The 20,339-nt window shown below is 41.4% G+C and carries 20 protein-coding genes; 8 read left to right on the plus strand and 12 right to left on the minus strand.

The features are described 5' to 3' along the window. Positions 1–61: 61 nt before the first annotated feature. Together ACFQ1M_RS11095 and ACFQ1M_RS11100 are read left to right on the plus strand one after the other, a co-directional pair. Positions 62–301: a ribbon-helix-helix domain-containing protein gene (locus ACFQ1M_RS11095; protein ID WP_386408173.1), complete on the plus strand. Its 240-nt coding sequence runs from the start codon at positions 62–64 to the stop codon at positions 299–301. After that, entirely contained in the window at positions 294–581 is a 288-nt protein-coding gene (locus ACFQ1M_RS11100; protein WP_386408175.1) for a type II toxin-antitoxin system RelE/ParE family toxin, read from the plus strand. Before ACFQ1M_RS11095 ends, ACFQ1M_RS11100 begins: the two co-directional genes overlap by 8 nt. 242 nt (positions 582–823) lie before the next feature. Here the strand turns inward: ACFQ1M_RS11100 and queA are convergent, their stop codons facing one another. Continuing rightward, positions 824–1,873, minus strand: coding sequence for a tRNA preQ1(34) S-adenosylmethionine ribosyltransferase-isomerase QueA (gene queA, locus ACFQ1M_RS11105; protein WP_386408177.1), 1,050 nt, complete (start codon positions 1,871–1,873; stop codon positions 824–826). 176 nt (positions 1,874–2,049) lie between these two features. On the opposite strand from queA, the gene ACFQ1M_RS11110 reads away from it, so the two are divergent. Together ACFQ1M_RS11110 and ACFQ1M_RS11115 are read left to right on the plus strand one after the other, a co-directional pair. After that, positions 2,050–2,817, plus strand: a complete 768-nt coding sequence (locus tag ACFQ1M_RS11110; RefSeq protein WP_386408179.1) for a hypothetical protein — start codon at positions 2,050–2,052, stop codon at positions 2,815–2,817. Positions 2,818–2,821: 4 nt separating this feature from the next. Continuing rightward, the gene (locus ACFQ1M_RS11115; protein WP_386408180.1) at positions 2,822–5,428 is read left to right on the plus strand and encodes a hypothetical protein; all 2,607 of its coding nucleotides are present in this window, start codon (positions 2,822–2,824) and stop codon (positions 5,426–5,428) included. On the opposite strand, the gene aroA is transcribed toward ACFQ1M_RS11115, so the two are convergent. The 6 genes from aroA to rsgA form a co-directional block, all read right to left on the minus strand. After that, positions 5,409–6,659, minus strand: coding sequence for a 3-phosphoshikimate 1-carboxyvinyltransferase (gene aroA / locus ACFQ1M_RS11120; protein WP_386408182.1), 1,251 nt, complete (start codon positions 6,657–6,659; stop codon positions 5,409–5,411). The two genes, ACFQ1M_RS11115 and aroA, sit on opposite strands and share 20 nt — an antisense overlap. A 186-nt stretch (positions 6,660–6,845) precedes the next feature. Then, complete coding sequence (locus ACFQ1M_RS11125) at positions 6,846–7,172, minus strand: nucleotide pyrophosphohydrolase (protein WP_386408184.1); 327 nt, start codon at positions 7,170–7,172, stop codon at positions 6,846–6,848. A gap of 5 nt (positions 7,173–7,177) precedes the next feature. Beyond that, positions 7,178–9,196 carry a DUF3857 domain-containing protein gene (locus tag ACFQ1M_RS11130; RefSeq protein WP_386408186.1) on the minus strand — a complete coding sequence of 673 codons (2,019 nt, stop codon included), beginning with the start codon at positions 9,194–9,196 and terminating at the stop codon, positions 7,178–7,180. A gap of 2 nt (positions 9,197–9,198) precedes the next feature. Continuing rightward, complete coding sequence (locus ACFQ1M_RS11135) at positions 9,199–11,106, minus strand: DUF3857 domain-containing protein (protein WP_386408188.1); 1,908 nt, start codon at positions 11,104–11,106, stop codon at positions 9,199–9,201. A 122-nt stretch (positions 11,107–11,228) separates the two neighbouring features. After that, positions 11,229–11,681 (minus strand): D-aminoacyl-tRNA deacylase, encoded by a 453-nt coding sequence (gene dtd, locus ACFQ1M_RS11140; RefSeq protein ID WP_386408190.1) that lies wholly within the window; start codon positions 11,679–11,681, stop codon positions 11,229–11,231. A gap of 6 nt (positions 11,682–11,687) precedes the next feature. Beyond that, positions 11,688–12,644 carry a ribosome small subunit-dependent GTPase A gene (gene rsgA / locus ACFQ1M_RS11145; protein ID WP_386408192.1) on the minus strand — a complete coding sequence of 319 codons (957 nt, stop codon included), beginning with the start codon at positions 12,642–12,644 and terminating at the stop codon, positions 11,688–11,690. Between the two features lie 282 nt (positions 12,645–12,926). On the opposite strand from rsgA, the gene ACFQ1M_RS11150 reads away from it, so the two are divergent. The 3 genes from ACFQ1M_RS11150 (at position 12,927) to ACFQ1M_RS11160 (ending at position 14,257) form a co-directional block, all read left to right on the plus strand. Then, complete coding sequence (locus tag ACFQ1M_RS11150; protein WP_386408194.1) at positions 12,927–13,094, plus strand: DUF6747 family protein; 168 nt, start codon at positions 12,927–12,929, stop codon at positions 13,092–13,094. 429 nt (positions 13,095–13,523) lie between these two features. Next, positions 13,524–13,691, plus strand: a complete 168-nt coding sequence (locus ACFQ1M_RS11155; protein ID WP_386408196.1) for a DUF6747 family protein — start codon at positions 13,524–13,526, stop codon at positions 13,689–13,691. Positions 13,692–14,089: 398 nt separating this feature from the next. Then, entirely contained in the window at positions 14,090–14,257 is a 168-nt protein-coding gene (locus tag ACFQ1M_RS11160) for a DUF6747 family protein (RefSeq protein ID WP_386408198.1), read from the plus strand. Positions 14,258–14,328: 71 nt separating this feature from the next. Here the strand turns inward: ACFQ1M_RS11160 and ACFQ1M_RS11165 are convergent, their stop codons facing one another. The 4 genes from ACFQ1M_RS11165 to ACFQ1M_RS11180 all read right to left on the minus strand — a co-directional run bounded on the left by ACFQ1M_RS11165 (position 14,329) and on the right by ACFQ1M_RS11180 (position 18,331). Next, positions 14,329–15,411, minus strand: coding sequence for a chorismate mutase (locus ACFQ1M_RS11165; protein WP_386408200.1), 1,083 nt, complete (start codon positions 15,409–15,411; stop codon positions 14,329–14,331). Positions 15,412–15,426: 15 nt separating this feature from the next. Continuing rightward, positions 15,427–16,284, minus strand: coding sequence for a prephenate dehydrogenase (locus ACFQ1M_RS11170; RefSeq protein WP_386408202.1), 858 nt, complete (start codon positions 16,282–16,284; stop codon positions 15,427–15,429). Between the two features lie 74 nt (positions 16,285–16,358). Next, positions 16,359–17,504, minus strand: coding sequence for a pyridoxal phosphate-dependent aminotransferase (locus tag ACFQ1M_RS11175; RefSeq protein ID WP_386408204.1), 1,146 nt, complete (start codon positions 17,502–17,504; stop codon positions 16,359–16,361). Then, the gene (locus ACFQ1M_RS11180; RefSeq protein WP_386408206.1) at positions 17,504–18,331 is read right to left on the minus strand and encodes a prephenate dehydratase; all 828 of its coding nucleotides are present in this window, start codon (positions 18,329–18,331) and stop codon (positions 17,504–17,506) included. Before ACFQ1M_RS11180 ends, ACFQ1M_RS11175 begins: the two co-directional genes overlap by 1 nt. 336 nt (positions 18,332–18,667) lie before the next feature. Here ACFQ1M_RS11180 and gldA point away from each other — a divergent pair, with 336 nt between their 5' ends. Continuing rightward, positions 18,668–19,564, plus strand: a complete 897-nt coding sequence (gene gldA, locus ACFQ1M_RS11185) for a gliding motility-associated ABC transporter ATP-binding subunit GldA (RefSeq protein WP_386408208.1) — start codon at positions 18,668–18,670, stop codon at positions 19,562–19,564. Here gldA and ACFQ1M_RS11190 read toward each other — a convergent pair. Next, the gene (locus tag ACFQ1M_RS11190; RefSeq protein WP_386408210.1) at positions 19,561–20,310 is read right to left on the minus strand and encodes a head GIN domain-containing protein; all 750 of its coding nucleotides are present in this window, start codon (positions 20,308–20,310) and stop codon (positions 19,561–19,563) included. The genes gldA and ACFQ1M_RS11190 overlap by 4 nt on opposite strands. Positions 20,311–20,339 lie beyond the last annotated feature (29 nt).

Raw genomic sequence — 20,339 nt, forward strand, 5'->3', positions numbered from 1 at the left:
ACATTCTTTACATTTGCTATTGATTCATTTTTGGTGTAAATTCGCACCAAATACAACAACTATGGCAAGACAAAGTATTTCCTTCACAAAGCCAAACGATGAATGGCTAAAAGAGCAGGTGGACAATAAAGAATACGCGAGCAAGAGTGAGCTGGTCAATGATCTGATAAGACAGGCCAGAAAACAACAGGTCCAAATCGATTGGATACAAGCAAAATTGGAGAAAGCTGAGAACAGCGGGTTTACGACTGACAGCAAAGAACAGATCTTAAGCAAATCAAAGTCTTTGCTTAATGGCTGAATACCGATTGAGTAATGAAGCCAAGGAAGACCTGATCAGAATTCATCAATACGGAGTACAGCAATTTGGAATGGGCCAGGCCGACAAATACTTCCATACGTTCTTTGAGTATTTCGACCTTATCGCGGCAAGCCCTTTCTCGTTTGAATCGGTAGACTTTATACGAAAAGGGTATCGACGTTGCGTTTGTGGATCCGATAGTATTTACTTTAGGGTAAACAACGACATTGTTGAAATCATGGCGATTATAGGCAGGCAAGACCTGAATACAATTCTTTGAGCATTAAAAGAGGGTGTCCTATTGACCGTCATTCCGAGCGAAGCCAAGGAATCCGCTCAATTCTAATTCAAGATAGACAGATCACTTCTGCCGAAGTCTCGGCATCGTAATGACGTGTTTCAATTCTTTAAGACTACCAATACGTATCTACCCATTGGTCTTTATCATAAAAACACACAAAAAAACCCCAGCCCCGAAGTTTCGGGGCTGGGGTTTTAGATATTGAATATAAAACCGTATGCTTAGATGATCAACATGGCATCGCCATACGAATAGAACTTATAGCCTTCCTTGATCGCCTCGTCATAGGCCTTCATGATAAAATCGTGGCCGGCAAAGGCAGAAACCATCATCAACAAGGTCGATTTTGGCGTATGAAAGTTGGTGATCATACTATCGGCAATGCTAAACTCGTAGGGAGGGAAGATAAACTTATTGGTCCATCCTCTAAACTCGTTCAAGGTATGCTCTGAGGACACCGAACTCTCCAACGCACGCATCACGGTCGTCCCAACGGCACATACCCTTCTCTTTTGTTGGATCGCATTGTTTACGACATTGGTCGCCGCGGTATCGATCTCCAACTCTTCAGAATCCATCTTATGCTTGGAAAGGTCTTCCACCTCAACGGGGTTGAATGTTCCCAATCCTACGTGTAAGGTCACCTCGGCAAGATCCACACCCTTGATCTCTAAGCGCTTCAGCAAATGCTTCGAGAAATGCAATCCCGCAGTCGGAGCAGCAACGGCACCTTCGTTCTTAGCATAAATAGTTTGGTAGCGCTCCTCGTCTTCTGGTTCAACATCGCGCTTTATATATTTTGGAAGTGGTGTTTCTCCCAATTCGGTCAATTTATGTCTAAACTCCTCATACGACCCATCATATAAGAAGCGTAGCGTTCGGCCTCTAGAAGTCGTATTATCGATGACCTCGGCCACAAGACTCTCGTCCTCGCCAAAGTATAGTTTATTACCAATTCTAATCTTTCGTGCCGGATCGACCAACACATCCCAAAGACGCTGATCGTCGTTCAGCTCTCGTAACAAGAACACTTCGATGCGCGCACCGGTCTTTTCCTTGTTCCCATACAGGCGTGCTGGAAATACCTTGGTGTTGTTTAGCACCATCACGTCGCCCTCATCAAAATAATCGATCAGGTCTTTAAAGTATTTGTGCTCGATGGTCTGCTTTTCGCGATTCAAGACCATCAAACGAGCCTCGTCTCTGTTTTCGGAAGGATATTCTGCCAATAATTCTGGCGGAAGGTCAAAATTAAAATGTGATAATTTCATTTATATGATTTTTTCAAGCTGCAAATATACAATCTGTGGACAGGGGTTGTCAAGTAATTGGTGTATTAATTGGCGAAGTGCAGTTTACTGCGTCATAAAAGTAGAATTTCTACGGTTTTACCACAACTTATTTTGTAGTATTTATCCTATTTTTAAAACACCAACCCAACTAGATTATGAAACACTGTATACGCTGTCTGGGAGCGCTCCTATTTTGCGCGCTCTCCAACTCCTTTTTTTCCTGTGAAGACCCAACCACCATCGACCCACTCGAAGAGCGCACCACCTTAAATTATTCGGAATCCATCCCTGGAAAGGCACGTTTTGAATTCATTCAGACCAGCGAACTGGCGGCAAGCATCGCTCCGTTTAAGACGCAACTCAGCATCCAGAAGCTGACCGAGGACGCATTGGACATGGACTATACCATCTATGTCTTTAAGGACGAGAAGCGCTCCTTTGAGAATCTTGATTTTATTTATTCGGGCTCGGCCACCAGTGTGCACGACACCTTGACCATAAACGAGGCAGGTGAAACCAAGATCGACACCAACACCATTGAGATCTCCCTGCTCAGGTTCGGTCTTGGCACTATGGACATCAGTGGTAACTACAAAGGCGAGGTGGCCCTTTGGAGTGTTCAGAACGATAGCGTTCTGAATCCGGAAGAATTCTTTGTCGTTTCTGGCTATATCGATATGGATGGACAATTGGAACTTTACGCTGAGAATGAAACCGACACCTTTAGGTCCATTCGGGGCATTTATAACAGCAGCTCGCTCTTTATCGGCAGCTCAAAGAATGACGATGAGGGCGATATTGGCACCTTGTCAAGCATCCAAGATAGTATTCCCAAGTTCTCTTTTGAGAACGACATGCTCCGTGACACCCTCTCTTACTCGGTAAACAACCAACAATTATCCATTAATATCATAAAGCAGTAGATCGATGAAAAAATATATGACCTTTCTTTTATTGGTAAGTGTTGGGATAGTTTTTGGGCAGAAGCAGATTCCAGAGATCAACATTAAAATTTGTGAGGACAACTTTAAAATCTCTGGAACCGCATTGACTCCAAATAATATTAAGATTAAGATCACTCAAGCAACTAAAGAGAACGATACCACAGCTACTATGATCAAAGGAGAAACGAGCGTCTCACCTTTTATTAAAGAAAATTTGATTGTGGGACTTAACAAGCTTGTCAAAGATTACAAAGGAAGTTGTAAAGGTAAAGAACTTTCCTATTTATTGCCAGACAGTAGCCCATCTAAGAATTCTATAACACCAAGAGATAAAGAGGCCTACGACTTCATTTATCAGTATTTTGAATCTTCAATAACCACCTTGTTCAAATATGACAATGAGCCCGATGCTGGAATTCTTTATTTCAACACACAAGGAATTACAGTTACCAAAGGAGTGGACCAATATGGCCTGAATCTAGAGGACAAATATAAGATCATGGCTCGAAGAAAGATGAAGCAAATAAGAAATTATGAAGGTGAGAGAGATGATTGGCCTAAAAGGATAAAAATTAGTAAGGCTGAGGAAAAGAGTGAGATCTATTACAATACCAAAGACGTTGATACAGCTAATCTCCGATTATTCCACAAAAGGCTTTACAATCATAGATACAGGGATGCGATCGCCAACGGGAAAAAAGACACTTTCGACTTGACCCCTTGGATGAATCGAAGAAAATTTAAGAAATATTACATCGATAAACTTCAAGTTGAAGACATTATATATTCCATTCAAAATTCGAAATTCAAAACAATAATTGACCATTATCAAGATGAGCGAGAATCGTTGAATTATCATCGAAATGAAGTAAGAAAGCTAGAGAAAAAGGTTCAAACGAGCATGCTTGATCATATCAATATTTTTATTGGCTATAGTGATAGTTTCTGGTACTTACCGAACAATCTAAATCCGAGAGAAGCATTGCGTAAAGGAAAAGAAAATCTGGAAGCAATTATTGAAGGTGAAGCCAATGAAGCAATCCTGAAAAAGAAGATAGATAGTTTGTATGCTTATAACGCCAGCAAACGAGAATCTATTTATTTAGAAAATAGCGGTGACCTCAATTACTGGAGTAAAATTAACGAGATAAAAGGTTCGCTTTTAAAATTAGTAAATGACAAGAGAGAGTCGATTGAGGAAAAAAACGATTCACTAAATACTTCGGTCAGTAAAGAAATAGAAAAACTTAAAAGGACAATTGAAACTAAACAAGTCCGTCTTAATGAACTAACATATAAAATCCACAAAAGTATTCAGTCCTTTTCACAATTTTCATTTGAGATAGAAAATATCGAACTAGATGTAAATGACGGTTTTTTAGAAAATATAACGGTAGTTGGAAAAATAAATGGGATATCGCTACCAGAATATATAGGATATGATCTTAGAAAACAGATTCAAGAGGTTTTAGGAGAAATCTACAGTAGTGAAAAGGACAGTTTAGACGGAAAAAGAACAGATTTCATTCTAACCAAAGATTTAAAATTCGTTAATGAATTCCCGATTGGTCTAAGTTCTAAAACCGACTATGCTGATTTTGACAACTATTATCTCTACCATTTTAACGGACAAAAGAAAACCTACGTGATGTCCCTGCGCGATGTGTTAAAAATGTACGTCCAAAAGCATCAGAACGATCGAACCAACTTCAGCCCCAGAGATTTGGTCGCAACAATTAATAAAGGAGACCCAGAATACAACGATGGCTATATCGTACTGAAAAAAGAAAAAACTTCAGAACTTCTAAAACTAAATATTTTTAGTGATTTTATTGGCTTTGATGAAAAAGAGCCTAACAGCCTCATTCAATTCGAAGTCAATAAGAACATTCCCATCTTTACAAGAAGACACGGTAAATGGTTGAGTAAAGTCGGTAGAAGCATGAACACTGGTGTGGCAAACTACTTGGATTTAAGCTTGGTATGGTCGAGAATCGGTGATGCTGACAAGCGAATGCCCATATCCTATAGAGATGCCTTCAGCAATGGAACCTACACCCCATCTAAATACACCACTCATCTAGAGCTCTTGCGCTATGAAAACCTTTCGGTCGGTGCAGATCTTAATATTTTTACAGTGGATATGCCAGGGTTAAAGTCGCGGGTCGAAATCAACGGTGGTTTTAGATATGGGAGAACGCTGGCAGTAGATTCTCTACGAACTTTCAGCAATAATGAAATTACCAAAACAGGTCTCTCAACTGAGACACAAACAAGCACCTGGCGGTTTTATCCAGACTTTATTTATAGAGTTCGTCCAGAAGAACGATACGGAGGTTTTTTTAGATTCAGACCGATTCGTTTCAATACGGTGACGGAAGATTTTGCAGATATTTCCTCTGAAGAAAGTTTCCTGAAAACTGGGCAGGATAATTTTAGTTGGCTGCATCAATTAGAATTACAAGTTTTCTTTAAATCCAGTAAGACCAATCAATTCTTTTTCAGATATCGCTACACGAATACAAGTAACTGGGAAACCAACGGGTTTCATGAAGTACAAATTGGATACACTAAATCTCTACGATTCTAACCCCTAAACGCTCCAGATCCTTCCAATAATCCGGATAGGATTTGGAGACCACCTCGGCCTCATTGATGGCGATGGTCACCCGCAGTGCCAAGGGTGCAAAGGCCATCGCCATGCGATGGTCCTGATAGGTGTCGATCGCAATATGCTCAATGATCGTCTCACAAGGTTTTAGATGCAAACTCTTGTCGGTGATCTCTACCTCAGCGCCCAACTTCTGCAACTCGGTTTGTAAGGCCGCCAATCTATCGGTCTCCTTGATCGGTAAGGTATGCAATCCATAAAGATCACAACCCATTCCAAGGCCCAAGCATGTGACCGCAATGGTCTGCGCGATGTCAGGCGCATTTGCCAGTTCGCAGTTGATCGTGGTGTCCTCATGGTCTTTCACCTTTTTAAGCACGATACTGGTGCCTTCATAGGTAGTTACCACCCCAAACTGCGTGTATATCTCGGCCAAGACCGAATCTCCCTGTAAGCTGTCTTGTTTATAGCTGGATAGCGTTATTTCCGAGCCCAGTTCGCTCAACGCCGCGATGCTATAAAAGTAGGAGGCAGAACTCCAGTCGCTTTCGACCACCAATTGGGTGTCTGCCACTGTTTCCTTTGGAAGGACCTTGATGATGTTGCCATCAAAGGAAGTTTCGATTTCTAACGTACTGAGCAATGCCAGCGTCATTTTGATATAGGGAACCGAGGTGATCTTCCCCTCCAATTCCAGCTTCAATCCGTTTTGAAGCTTTGGTGCGATAAGCAATAAGGCCGAAATATACTGACTGCTTACATCGGCTGACAACGACACTCTAGAAGCCGTCAACTGTTTTCCTCTGATGCGCAAAGGAGGAAAGCCCTCGTTTAATTCATAGGAAATATCTGCCCCTAACTGTCTAAGCGCCTCCACCAAGATCTTAATGGGACGTTCTTTCATACGTTTAGAACCCGTGAGCACCACTTCCCTCTCCTTTTGAATCGAAAAATAAGCTGTTAAGAAACGCATGGCCGTCCCGGCATGATGAATGTCTGCGAGCCCCACTCCAAGGGTGGAGGAAGGTTCTTCAAATACCTTTAATGCCTGTTGCATGACTCGGGAATCATCGGAGTTGGACAGATTTTCTATCGAGATATTGGGGTACAAGGCTTGGAGAAGTAACAAGCGATTGCTCTCGCTTTTAGATCCCGTGATCTGTATGCTGTTCTGAATGTGTTGGTTCGTGGTACTTAACTTGATATTCATTAGACCCAATTAGGATATAAATAATAGGCCCCACCTGCGAGCGGAACTACTTTGACCTTTGATCTTTTCGCCTCGGTTTCCTTCAACTTTATAAAAATCAGGTCTTATTAAAAAAGATTCCCGTTTTGCACTAAAACGTTTCAGTGACAAACGGGAATCAAATATAGGAAGTTTAGATAGCTTTTACTACTTCAACTTTTCGTTATTATGATGGCGATCATGGTCGCGCTTGGTCTTTTTATCCATTTTTTTATCAAAGGCCGCCTGCAGGTCAATTCCTGTCTGATTTGCCAAACAGAGTACCACAAAGACCACATCGGCCAGTTCTTCGCCTAGATCCTTGTCCTTATCGCTTTCTTTTTCGCTTTGTTCTCCATAGCGCCTGGCGATGATCCGAGCCACTTCGCCCACCTCCTCGGTAAGTTGCGCCATGTTGGTGAGCTCATTGAAGTAACGTACCCCATGTTCTTTTATCCAGCGATCGACGACCAGCTGCGCGTCTTTGATATCCATGAGACTTATATTTTCTTCAAAACTACACGTTCTGCCTGTTTTTCTACAATTTTATTGTAAAATTCCTTCAAGGAAGCGTAATATACAGGCCCAACCACCGCAGCATTGATTGTTGTATTCACATTCAATAGGATCGAATTTGCAGATTTTTTGATGGAATATCTGAACACTCCCAAATTGTCGGGTAAAGCGATCGCGGTCGACTCTGGCACGCTCTCCGCCTCGTAACCTTCAGGAATCTTTATATGTACCATGTACTTGAACTCTCTTGGAAAGGCAAAATCTACAGGATATTCTCGCTTTTCTAGTTTAAAGGGATTTTCTTCCTCCCTCAAGTGAAAAAGCGGAGCAAAATAGAGCTTATCGCCAATGGTCTCAATCTCATCTTCTTTATAGAAATCAAAACTCTCGATCATCGGCTTGCCGATCTCCTGATGGTTCTTTAAGGAATAATTTGATATTTCTATGCCTTCGTGCCGCTCTTCCAAGGAGGTGAGGTATTCCTCTTGGTTGGTGCTATTGTATCGTTTACGCGCCATCATCGCACTATGCATGGTATACTGTTCTCTACATTTCCCTTCTATACTGCCGCTATCAGTCAGCGACACCATCATATTGATAGCATCTAGAGATGTACTTCTTGGCATCAGATCGATGGAGGTAGAATTTCCGTCCTCGGTGATGATCCTTCCAAACCAATTCAAATCCCGTACTGGAAGTACATTTGGCAAACTAAAAGGGTCTGTGGCATCCAATAACACATAGTTGTCACCGATCTTGGCAGCAGCGATCACTGCGTTAAAGCCCTCTCTGGTAGGAAACATAGGTACCCCATGGTCTCTGGTACTTACCAATACCGGATATGCTCGCAGCTTAGCATGCTTTAGCATGGACACCAGCATTAAATTGATCTCTGCGATATTTCCACTTCCTTCCTTATATGCTTTTTTTACACCGTCGTCAGCGTATACACCGCGATAGGTATTCCACTTTACCTTTTCTTTTACATGGTTGAAAACGATTGCCAATCTTTGCACTTCATCCGAAACGGTTGCGAGTTTTGCATCCAACTCGTCGGCATAGTAATTTTCCTTTCTAAGCTCTCCACCAAAGGCGTCGCTCTTAAAAATTCGTTCGGCCACGGCTTCCCAACTATTAGAAAAGGTCTCTAAGGGCGAATTGGGAAATTTTATATACGATAATTCATACTTAACAGCCGACAGATAGTTGTTGATATTATTCACATAAGGCTCACTAACTAAAGCCGGCACATCGGTCATGTTGAATTTGGTGATATTCGAGGTATATTCTATGGTTCTATTTCTCACTTGGCGTGATCCAGTAGCATATCCCCTGGCATCCACTAACCCATTTTTTTCTGTCCATCTTGCGGTACCCCTACCTTTTGTATTGATGGGGTTCACACTTAAAAATCCTTTAAAATTTGGCTTAAATACATAGTATTCGGGTATCTCAATTCTAATATGTTGCTCCTTTATGGGGATGAAGCTCTGTAGATCTATCTCATCGATGTTTTGAGTGAAGGGAGAGACGATCATATATTTATAATCGATCACGGACCCCTCCTTCACATCTGGGAACGTGAATTTCTTTTCGTTCCAATACTTGGACCGTTCACTGTCAAAGATACCATCCTTTCTAAGTTTTGTTTCGACCACCTCACCATCTACGAGATTATAGGTATATCCTTTTAGTCCAGAGACCTCATCTTTTGAATTCCCCGAGTCGTATAGGAACAGCTGCTGTGTGGCATAGTCCATACCATCCTTGTCATAGATCTTTATGCGTTCATGAACTTCGGTGTAGATCTTAAAACCTTCACTGATATTGAATCGGTAATCGATCTTGATATCGCGATATAAATAAGCTGCAGAAGCAGTAGAATCTGTCGGGTATGCTTTTTCTTCGAGTTCTTCTTTGGATACCTTTCCAAATTTTACTTCCTGTGCGCTTAGTGCTAGACCGTTCAACAGGACTAGCAGCATCAATACATTTCTTAACATAGTTAGGGTTGTTGTTTTACGAGTATTATTTTCAATTTGTCGCCTTTCGCTACCTTTCTTCTAAAATTGCGATAGGCATTATATTCTTCTTTTGGGTAAAAACCATGCTTTAAAAGGAACTTACGAGTATATTTCAGGGTGTTGTCTTCAACTTTTTGAAGGGAGACCTCATAATCACCATACTTCGTCGATAGTTTGATGGGTGCCGGTAAAGATGAAGGTTTATAACCTTGAGGCAAGGTGATGGTATATTCGTCAGTGTCCAAATACCCACGAAGGATCTCGAATGGCTGCTTTCGGTTTCGATATCGCTTTGGTACATGGTCATTAACATTGAAGGGATTCAATTGAAAGAGCAACCCTTCGGAAGTGGCAGTTGCATAGTTCTCAGCGGAAACGTTCACCGTTTCCATATAAGTGACAAGATCTTTGATATTTAAAAGGTTGATTTCGCTTACCTCTAAATTATTGATGTTGTCCCAATATTCTTTGTAATATTTCTGTTGCTTTTCTTCTGAAAGACCTCCTATCTGGCTAAAACGATCGTTGTACTGTATACCTCGCGAAGTCATAATCACATCTCCGGTTAGTTTGCCGTCTTTGGACAAACTATATTCGGCTACGGTCTTTAATGAATTATCTTCGTCCAGATAGACATGGGTATGTTTTACCTTGCCACCCTCGGGTGTTAAGACCAATACATCTCTGTTATCCGTGAAATCTCCTAAAAAATTGAATGGGAGCACCTGGCTTGTACATTCCAACCAGATGTTCTCATCACCGTTAGGAATATTTAAGATCACATGATTACTTTGCATCGAGGCAAAATCACTCTCTATACTTCGTTGATAATTACCTGCATAAAGCACCGTATAATAGGATTCTATACCTTGTGATGCGAGCAGTGCCTTTGTATAATTGGTAAGTCCTTTGCAGTCGCCATATTTTACTCTATCTACCTCCTCAGCTTCAATCGGGCTCCAGCCCCCAATTCCCAATTGCACACTGATGTATCGGGTATTGTCCTGCACGTACTCATAAATCTTCTTTGCTTTCGCTATTGGGTCTTCTATTCCTTGAACCAATTGCTCTACTTCTGTCTTGGTGGACTCTGGTAACAAGTCCCTACCCTTAATCATATCCTCATATCTCCACCTGCCAAATTCCTCCCAGCTAACAGCACTTCCATCCACACCTTCCAAGTGAAACTTGTCTAAGGCAACCAATAAGTATGGGTGAATCCTTAAAATACTAGGGCTATAGGATTCATATTTAGACGACGGGACATTTTTCAATTCATAATGAAATGATGATTGACCTTCAGTCTTTCTCTGTATATCAAAGTATTCAAAATTCTTCTCTTTCGTTCTTATATTGAAACCCTCAGTCACTTTAATTGAATAACTTGTTTTCTCATAGCTCTGCGAATAGCTATCAATTGGAATCCAAGATGGGATAAATGCGGTGTTTATCTTTTCAGTTATGCACTCGAACTTCACCGTATATGGGTATGCAATCGGAGTATACCTTAGATATTTTGTTCTATTGTCCGCATAAAGTGTTCCTCCATCAACAGCACTGACATCGTTAAAATCATTTTTTTTTATCTTCTTGATCTCATTTCCGTTCATATCATACACTATCGCTTCTAGTTTTTTCACTTTAGTGTTCGGGTCATAATTTACATACGCATCGACCGCAGCATCTCCTTCTTTATTGAGGACGGTGACTATCCGTCTCTGCACCACCTCCATTTCATCGATCGCTTTGACCTCTATGGACGTCTCGTCGAGTCTTACAACGGCATTGGCCCCTTTAAGCAGTTCTTCGGGGATAGCATTGTACGAATATTGTTTTTCTTGTGCGAAAAGTTGCATCGTTGATGCGATCAACGATACGAAAAGAAGCATTTTAGCACTATTCACGGGACAAATAAAATTAATTAAGCGCGCTAATATACTATCCTGTTTGCCAAATACAAAAAATATTTTGTGAACGCAGGATTCTTGTATAAACGCAGACCTTTGTAAGACTATTCCTTGTTTTTAGTATCAATGATGATGGTTACGGGCCCATCGTTGAGAAGAGCGACCTTCATATCAGCTCCAAAGATACCTTTGCCTACCTTTTTGCCAAGGTCCTTCTCAAATTGTAGAATAAAATTTTCGTATAGCGGAATTGCTATCTCTGGCTTGGCCGCCCTGATATAGGAGGGACGATTACCTTTCTTAGTGCTGGCATGAAGTGTAAATTGACTTACAACGATCGCCTCCCCGTGGACATCGAGCATAGAATGGTTCATCACACCATCCGAATCGTTAAAGATGCGAAGATTACATATTTTTTTAGAAAGCCATTGAATGTCGGTCTTCGTATCTGCTTCCTCAATACCTAGCAATACCAGAAGTCCTTTATCGATCTTCGCCACGACCTCGCCTTCTACCTTAACAGAGGCTTCGGACACACGCTGAATGACGGCCCTCATCGTTGGTTATTTCTTTTCGTCATAGACGTCCACTCTATAATTTTCGTCCTCACCTTGAATGATCTGCACATAACTTCGGTATCGACTCCATGCTACTATTCCTTCTTCCAAGGCTTCTTTGACCGCGCATTTGGGTTCCTCGAGATGTAAACAATTATGAAATTTACAATCTTCTTTTAGTCTGAAGAACTCGGGGAAATAATCGCCTATCTCTTCTTTGTCCATGTCGACTACACCAAAACCTTTGATACCCGGGGTGTCGATGATCTTCGCATCATCGAAGCTTAGATCGAACATTTCTGCAAAAGTCGTCGTATGCTGGCCTTGGCGATGTTGCTCAGAGATCTCTTTGGTCTTCAAGTTCAAGGAGGGTTCGATAGCATTGACCAACGTAGATTTCCCAACACCACTATGACCCGCAAACATACTCACTTTGCTAGCCATCATGGCCTTCACCTGGTCAACGTTCTTTTTGGTCTTGGCCGAGATGCCAATGCATTCATATCCGATCTCACGATATATAGCTGCCAAATACTTTATCTCCAACAGATCCTCTTCTGAGTAGGTGTCTATTTTGTTGAAGAGCAACACGGTCTTTACATCGTAAGCCTCTGTAGTGACCAAAAAGCGATCGATAAAGCTGGTAAATGTAGGTGGGTTGTCTAAGGTGATCATCAAAAATACCTGATCGATATTGGAAGCGATGACGTGGATCTGTTTGGAAAGATTGACCGATTTGCGTACGATATAATTCTTCCGATCGTGAATGTGATGGATCACCCCTGTTAACTCATCACCTTTGGTGTCGAGTTTAAAATCGACCACATCGCCCACGGCGATCGGATTGGTACTTTTAATATCCTGTATCCTGAACTTGCCTTTGATGCGGCATTCATATACCTCGCCCGTCGCCGTTTTAACGGTGTACCAACTTCCAGTAGATTTATATACGATTCCTGTCATCAAATTCTATAAATAAGCCCGTGCAAAATAATCCTTTTATATCTATTGCATTAACCTTAAAGGGATTTTTATACAAATTTACATACTTCCTGTTTTGTGGTAAAAATGTACTTTTTTGTTGTGAAAGTGCAAAAAAGTGTTGTTAACCGAAAAAAGTGTGCATTTTACCTTTTAATCTATTTTTCGGGTTTGTTCGTCCAAAAAAATTTACTCGAGTGCATTCTTGCCTCATCTTTGGGGTATAGAAAACGATTATTTGCCTTAACAATAAAACATACGGATATGACAACATTATTACAATTCACCAGCATCTTTTCAAACGCATTCAACCAAATAGAGAACGCTTTCGTAGCATTCCTTTTCAAAGTGGCAACGATGTTCTGTGTAGGACTTATCGCAACGATCATCTTCGCCTTTGTTTACAGACTTACAACAGGATTCGCCTTTTAAGATATACAACATAGACAACCGATAACCACACATGAAATAAAGATCCCCGCTAATGCGGGGTTTTTTTTTTACCATGCCATACTTTTCTGCTCTCCAGCAAAAATTTCTTCAAATTCACCTTACATCAACATTCATTTTTCTGGTTGTTCAATCAAAAAATGTGATGCCATCGTACGATGGTTTCGGTAACAATCGATTAGATCCTTTAAAAAATTCACCTTTACCTCGAATTTTATAGCCTGTTGTGAAAAGTCATTTTCTTGTTGTGAAAGGGCAAAAAAGTGTTGTAAACAGAAAAAAATAGCTCGATTTTGGTCTTTCGTCTATTTTTTATGCTCGTTCGTCCAAAAAAGTTTAGGGTTACATATCGCCGTCACATCTTTGGGCTATAGAAAACGATTATTTGCCTTAACATTAAAACATACGGATATGACAACATTATTACAATTCACCAATATCTTTTCAAACGCATTCAATCAAATAGAGAACGCATTCGTAGCATTCCTTTTCAAAGTGGCAACCATGTTCTGCGTGGGACTTATCGCAACGATCATTTTTGCATTTGTTTATAGACTTGCTACCGGATTTGCCTTTTAAGATATAGGTAACCAATAACCACACATGAAAAAGGACCCCGCACATGCGGGGTTTTTTATTTCTATAAAGATCTTTTGAAATCGGTGTACCCCTTTCTTTGCAAAATTAATTATGGAGGCTTGCATAAAAAATCAAGGAAGCGATGTCACCACATATCTTTCCCGTAAGCGTATTGAGACCGCTTTTTTTTCGTTTCCTGCAATTATCTTTCTGTTGTGAAACATTTCTTTTTTGTTGTGAACTATCAAAAAAGTGTTGTTAACCGAAAAAAACGTGCATTTTGCCTTTTAATCTATTTTTCGGGTTTGTTCGTCCAAAAAAGTTTTGGAATCTCTGTTCTTGCCCCATCTTTGGAATATAGAAAACGATTATTTGCCTTAACAATAAAACATACGGATATGACAACATTATTACACTTCACCAGCATTTTTTCAAACGCATTTAACCAAATAGAGAACGCTTTCGTAGCATTCCTTTTCAAAGTGGCAACGATGTTCTGCGTAGGACTTATCGCAACGATCATCTTCGCCTTTGTTTATAGACTTACAACCGGCTTTGCCTTTTAGGATACACATCCAATAACCAAGTAAATCGCAAAGCATATAAAATCCCGCTCTTTGGCGGGATTTTTTGTTGTTTAACTTTTAATGATCTTCTCTTGATGATTGATCGACTCTTGGTGAATAGCCTTGAACATTCGAAGCACAAACTCTTCGCTAAGTCCTCTACCCTCGCCTTCTAGGATCATCTTGCCCAAGATCTCATTCCAGCGCTTATTTTGAAGTACCGCCACATTTTTGGATTTTTTCAGATGTCCGATATCGTCTGCCACCTTCATCCGTTTACCAAGGGTATCGATCAGTTGATGGTCGATCACGTCGATCTGCGTTCGTAAGGTGGTCAACTTATTATTGAATTCTGCCTCATCATCCATGACCTTACGTATCTTAAGATCCTTCATAATTTGGATTAGCGCAGCTGGAGTTACTTGCTGTGCCGCATCACTCCAGGCGTTGTCCGGGTCGATATGCGTTTCGATCATTAAGCCATCGAAGTTGAGATCCAGTGCCGTTTGTGAAACGTCCAAGATCATATCTCTCTTTCCTGTAATATGCGAGGGGTCACAGATCAACGGAAGATCTGGAAACTTACTTTGAAGTTCCACGGCTATTTGCCACTCGGGAATATTTCTATATTTGGTCTTTTCGTAGGTGGAAAACCCTCTGTGAATGACCCCCAACTTGTTGATATTTGCCGAGTGCAAACGTTCTATTCCTCCCAACCATAGTGCAAGATCGGGATTTACTGGATTCTTAACTAAAACCACCTTGTCTGTTCCTTTCAATGCATCGGCTATTTCCTGTACAATAAAGGGACTCACGGTAGATCGGGCACCTATCCAAAGCATGTCCACATCATGTTCTAATGCCAGATCCACGTGCGCCTTGTTTGCGACTTCGGTAGCAGTAAGCAGGCCGGTCTCCTCCTTGGCACGTTGTAACCATTTTAATCCGATGGCGCCGACCCCTTCAAAATTACCAGGACGGGTACGCGGTTTCCAAATCCCTGCGCGAAGGTAGGACACATCCGAATCCTTTAATTCGTGAGCGATCTTCAATACTTGCTGTTCGGTCTCCGCACTGCATGGGCCAGCAATTACCAAAGGGTGTTCTAATTGATGAGCATCCAGCCAGTTTCTCAATTCTTTCTTGTTTTCCATCTTAATGTTTGTATTCTATGCGTTTACTATGATTCCGTTTAATATTTCTTTTATATGATTCGTGTCTTGCATTTCTTCGAAGATCTTCTCAAAGTTATCATCGATCATCAACTGCTTAAAGTGTTCTAGATTCATTATATATTCCTCTAAGGTTTCGATGACATTTTCTTTGTTCTGCTTGAAAATAGGCGTCCACATCGCCGGAGAGCTTTTGGCCAATCGTACCGTGCTCTCAAAACCTGACCCAGCCATATCAAAAATATCGCGTTCGTTCTTTTCCTTTTCAATGACCGTTTTCCCTAACATGAAAGAACTAATATGTGATAGGTGCGAAACGTAAGCGATGTGCTTATCATGTGCCACAGGATCCATATATCGTATGCGCATTCCAAGATCCGCGAAGATCTTCAATGCCTTTTCTTGAAGCTTGAATGCGGTCTTCTCCACCTCGCAGATGATATTGGTCTTTCCCTTAAAAAGTCCATTGATCGCAGCCTCGGGTCCAGAAAACTCGGTCCCAGCTATTGGGTGTGTCGCTAGAAAGTTTCTTCGTTTGGGATGGTCTTTAACTACATTGCAAACTTTCAGCTTGGTAGATCCCACATCCATCACCACGGTATCATCATCAATATGATCCAACACCTTTGGCAGCACTTCCAATTGTACATCCACAGGAATGGATACAATGACCACATCGGCTTTCTTAAGCTCGTCATAATCTGTCTGTGCATCGATCAACCCCAAGGACAGTGCTTTTTCAGCATGCGCTTTGTTGACGTCCAAACCAAAAATTTTGATATCGTCATACAACGACCTTAGGTCTTTCACCATCGACCCACCGATCAATCCTATTCCTATTACAAAAACGTTCATATTCTATAGTATTTAGTAATGGGTATTGAGTAATGAGATTAGATTTTCAAAGCTACCTCAACACTTAATACTAATTACTCAAATCTGCTTATTGCTTCTTCTATTTTTTCTTCATCAACACAAAGGGAAAATCGTATATAGCCTTCACCATTGCTTCCAAAAATGGTTCCTGGGGTGATGAAAATATTCTTTTCGATCAAAATTTTGTCGATCACTTCTTCGGCCGAAGGACTACCCGCTGGAAGCTTTGCCCAGACGAACATTCCCGCAGTGTCCTTATCATAAGTACAGTTCAATTTGTCGGCCAAATGAAAAATGAGTGCTTTTCTGCGTCGGTATATCGCATTCAATTCATCGAACCATTCTCTTCCGCTGTTCAGAGCCGTGATAGCACCCTTCTGGATACCGTAGAACATCCCCGAATCCATATTGCTCTTTACCTTCAACACATTGGCGATCTTATCCGATGCACCAAGCAGCATGCCAACTCGCCATCCCGCCATATTAAAGGTCTTACTCAGCGAATTCAGCTCTAGCGCCACCTCTTTGGCCCCATCGAACCGCAAAATACTTAGCGGATGCTGATTAAGCACAAAACTGTAAGGATTATCATTGACCAACAGGATCTCGTGTCGTTTCGCAAAAGCGATCAGGTCCTCGAAGAAAGCTTCGTCCGCCTTTGCGCCAGTAGGCATGTGAGGGTAATTGATCCAAAGTATCTTCACTTTGGATAGGTCCTGTTGCTCCAGTTTCTTCAAATCTGGCAACCAATCATTCTTTGCCGTTAAATCATAATAGATAGGCTTCGCACCGACCAATCTAGTGACCGAAGTATAGGTTGGATACCCAGGATCAGGAATTAATACTGCATCCCCTTCATTCAAATAAGCTAAAGAAATGTGCATGATGCCTTCCTTACTTCCCATTAACGGAAGTACCTCATTTTCGGGATTCACCTGTGTGTTAAAATGTCTTGCATAAAATGTGGCTATCGCCTTTCGAAGTTCTGGCAACCCTTGATAGCTTTGATATTGATGTGCATTGTTATGCCGCATCGCTTGGGCAATGGTGTCTACCACTTCTTTATGAGGAGCAAGGTCCGGACTACCGATGCCCATATTGATCACGGGCTTTCCCTCGGCTATCATAGCGCGCACTTCTCTCAGCTTTTTAGAAAAGTAATATTCTTCAACGGTATGTAAACGATTGGCGGTCTCCATCAGATTCGCGCATTTTTATATTCGCCCAAAACTTTAAAATCTTCAAGCATGATCTCTAAAATGGCCTTCGCCTTTGTATAATCTTTATAACTCTCAAAAGTGACATCTACAAAGAAGGAATACTTCCATGGAGTCTCGATCACTGGCAGCGACTGTATTTTGGTCAAATTCAACTTACAATCGCTCATGACATTGAGCACAGCAGCCAGGCTACCCCGTTTGTGGTCGGTGATGAATCTTAATGATGCCTTGTTGATCTCCTCCTCGGGATGTAGCGAGTTCTTCGTATGTAAAATTACAAAGCGTGTGGCATTGTTTTTTATAGTCTGGATATTCTCGGCAATTATATCTACATCAAAGAGAGCCGCCGCCGCCTTACTTGCGATAGCTCCAACCCCTCTTAATTGATGCGTTGCGATCCTTTGGGCGACCTCGGCCGTATCGGCATCTTCGACCAGCTTGATATGCGGATATTGCTTAAAGAACTCTTTACATTGCAACAAGGCCATTGGATGCGAGCACACCTCTTTGATATCACGGATATCCTGCCCGGGAAGCACCATTAAATTATGACTGATATTCAAATAGTGTTCTCCTACAATATGCAACCCGTGCGCGTCGATCAAGGCATAATTTGGAATTATGGAACCTGCGATCGAATTCTCGATCGCCATGACTGCATCGGTACTGCGTTTACTTACAATACTATCGATCAGCTCATCGAAGGTAAGGCACTCGTCCAGATCGACATCTGGGCTAAAATACTCCTTGGCCACCTGATGATGATTGGATCCTTTTACGCCTTGTATCGCTACTTTTATACTCATAAAAACGATTCATAAAAAAAAGCCCTGAATTCTATCAGGACTTTTAATGCTTTATGTGATTGTTACTTCACTTTTTTGCGTACCGTCCCGTTTTCTCTTCAAAATAGTAGAAGAAAAAATAAAAACCGTTCCAGAAAAAAGTGTTGTTAAACATTCTTGTCATATAATTATAATGCTAATGTAGCATTCATTCCGAGAAAAACAAACCAAGGAGCTTATTTTTTTGGATTAAGCAATCTTACGACAAAATAATTAGCATTGCGAGGGAAAAAAGATGGTTTTTTTAAGAATGTGTCAAACTGAATGAATTCCTTATTTTTACCTAAATTCTCATCAATGTCTATTATAGTTGAAAATATCTCTAAACGCTATGATGCTCAAAAAGCACTCGACCAGGTTTCCTTTGATATAAAAAAGGGAGAGATCGTTGGTTTTCTAGGCCCTAACGGTGCTGGCAAATCTACTATGATGAAAATTCTCACCACCTACATCGAGGCATCTGAGGGTAGCGCGAAGGTGAACGGTCATGACATCCAGCACCAAAAAAAGAAGGTACAGCGGAGTGTTGGCTATCTTCCAGAACACAATCCACTATATCTAGAAATGTATGTGAGAGAATATCTCAGCTTTAACGCTTCTGTGTACAAGATATCGAAAGACCGCATAGAGGAGGTGATCGAATCGACAGGTCTTACCCCTGAAGCAAATAAGAAGATCGGACAACTCTCTAAAGGATATCGACAGCGCGTGGGACTGGCAAACGCCTTGCTTCACGATCCCGAAGTATTGATCCTAGATGAGCCTACTACCGGATTGGACCCTAACCAATTGGTAGAGATCCGGAATTTGATCAAAAATGTAGCCAAGGAAAAGACGGTCTTTCTTTCTACGCATATCATGCAAGAGGTCGAGGCCATCTGCGACAGGGTGATCATCATCAATAAAGGAACTATTGTTGCAGATACCAAGCTATCCGCACTTCGAGAAAATCAAGACCAAATAATTGAGGTAGAATTCGATTACCGCGTAGAAGATGTATTGCTGAATCGTCTTCCGCATGTGAAAGCGGTAAAGAATACACATGACTTTACCTACGAGATCACCTTTGCTACAGATACTGACATGCGCCCAACCGTCTTTGACTTTGCGCACGACAATCAGTTGAAAACACTAAAGCTGAATCAGAAGAATAAGAATTTGGAGAGCCTTTTTAGAGAGCTCACGGCTGATTAATTTCGGAATATCAATCTACCTTGGTATAACACTTCTACATCGACGACCGGAGGTTGGTTGACCGCTATAACGTCACCAGTGCTGACGATCCTGCCGGTTAGTGTTTCTGTTGGATGTATGATGATATCGTTGGAGCTTCGGTGAAACACGTTTACGTTTCTTGCGATAAGTTCTGCTCCTTCAAATCGAGGATTTCCAGCGGCAAAACTTAGGTCGAGATCATCTACGTTCCCAGATATGAACATATTGGAAAGATTGTTGAAGACAACGGTTAAGTTTTCGTTATCGATCTCTAGAAAAAACTCCCCTACTGCAGCGGTATCCGGTGCTTCGAAGGTCTCAGATAAGATCGTGAGCTGTGGAAAGGTCAACACCCCTTCTGACCGAATGGGAAACTGGGTCCCACTCCTTATTTCAGTAATATCGATAGCAGTAACATATATTTTGGTAATGCCATAATCACGTACCCAGTTACAGTCGTTATTATCTGTGAGTATCAAGCGTCCGCTTTGGACCACGGCCTTTACATCATTGATCAGATTTTCTCCTGTCTCCACTACTACCCTATTCTCTGTCCCTGAGGAGATGATCATCTCGATATGCTCATTGACCAAAACACGGTCAAAGTCTCCAACGGCTATCTCTCTTTGCACGATCTTACCAGCAGTCTGGATACAATCGAATGCATTCTCATTGCTACAGGCAAAGAGAATAAAGATGAATGGTATGTATAGTAGCTTCTTCATTATATGAATTCCTGCTCCCGAGTCCTCGG

The organism is Sungkyunkwania multivorans (genome assembly GCF_042675645.1).
Classification (GTDB): Bacteria; Bacteroidota; Bacteroidia; order Flavobacteriales; family Flavobacteriaceae; genus Sungkyunkwania; species Sungkyunkwania multivorans.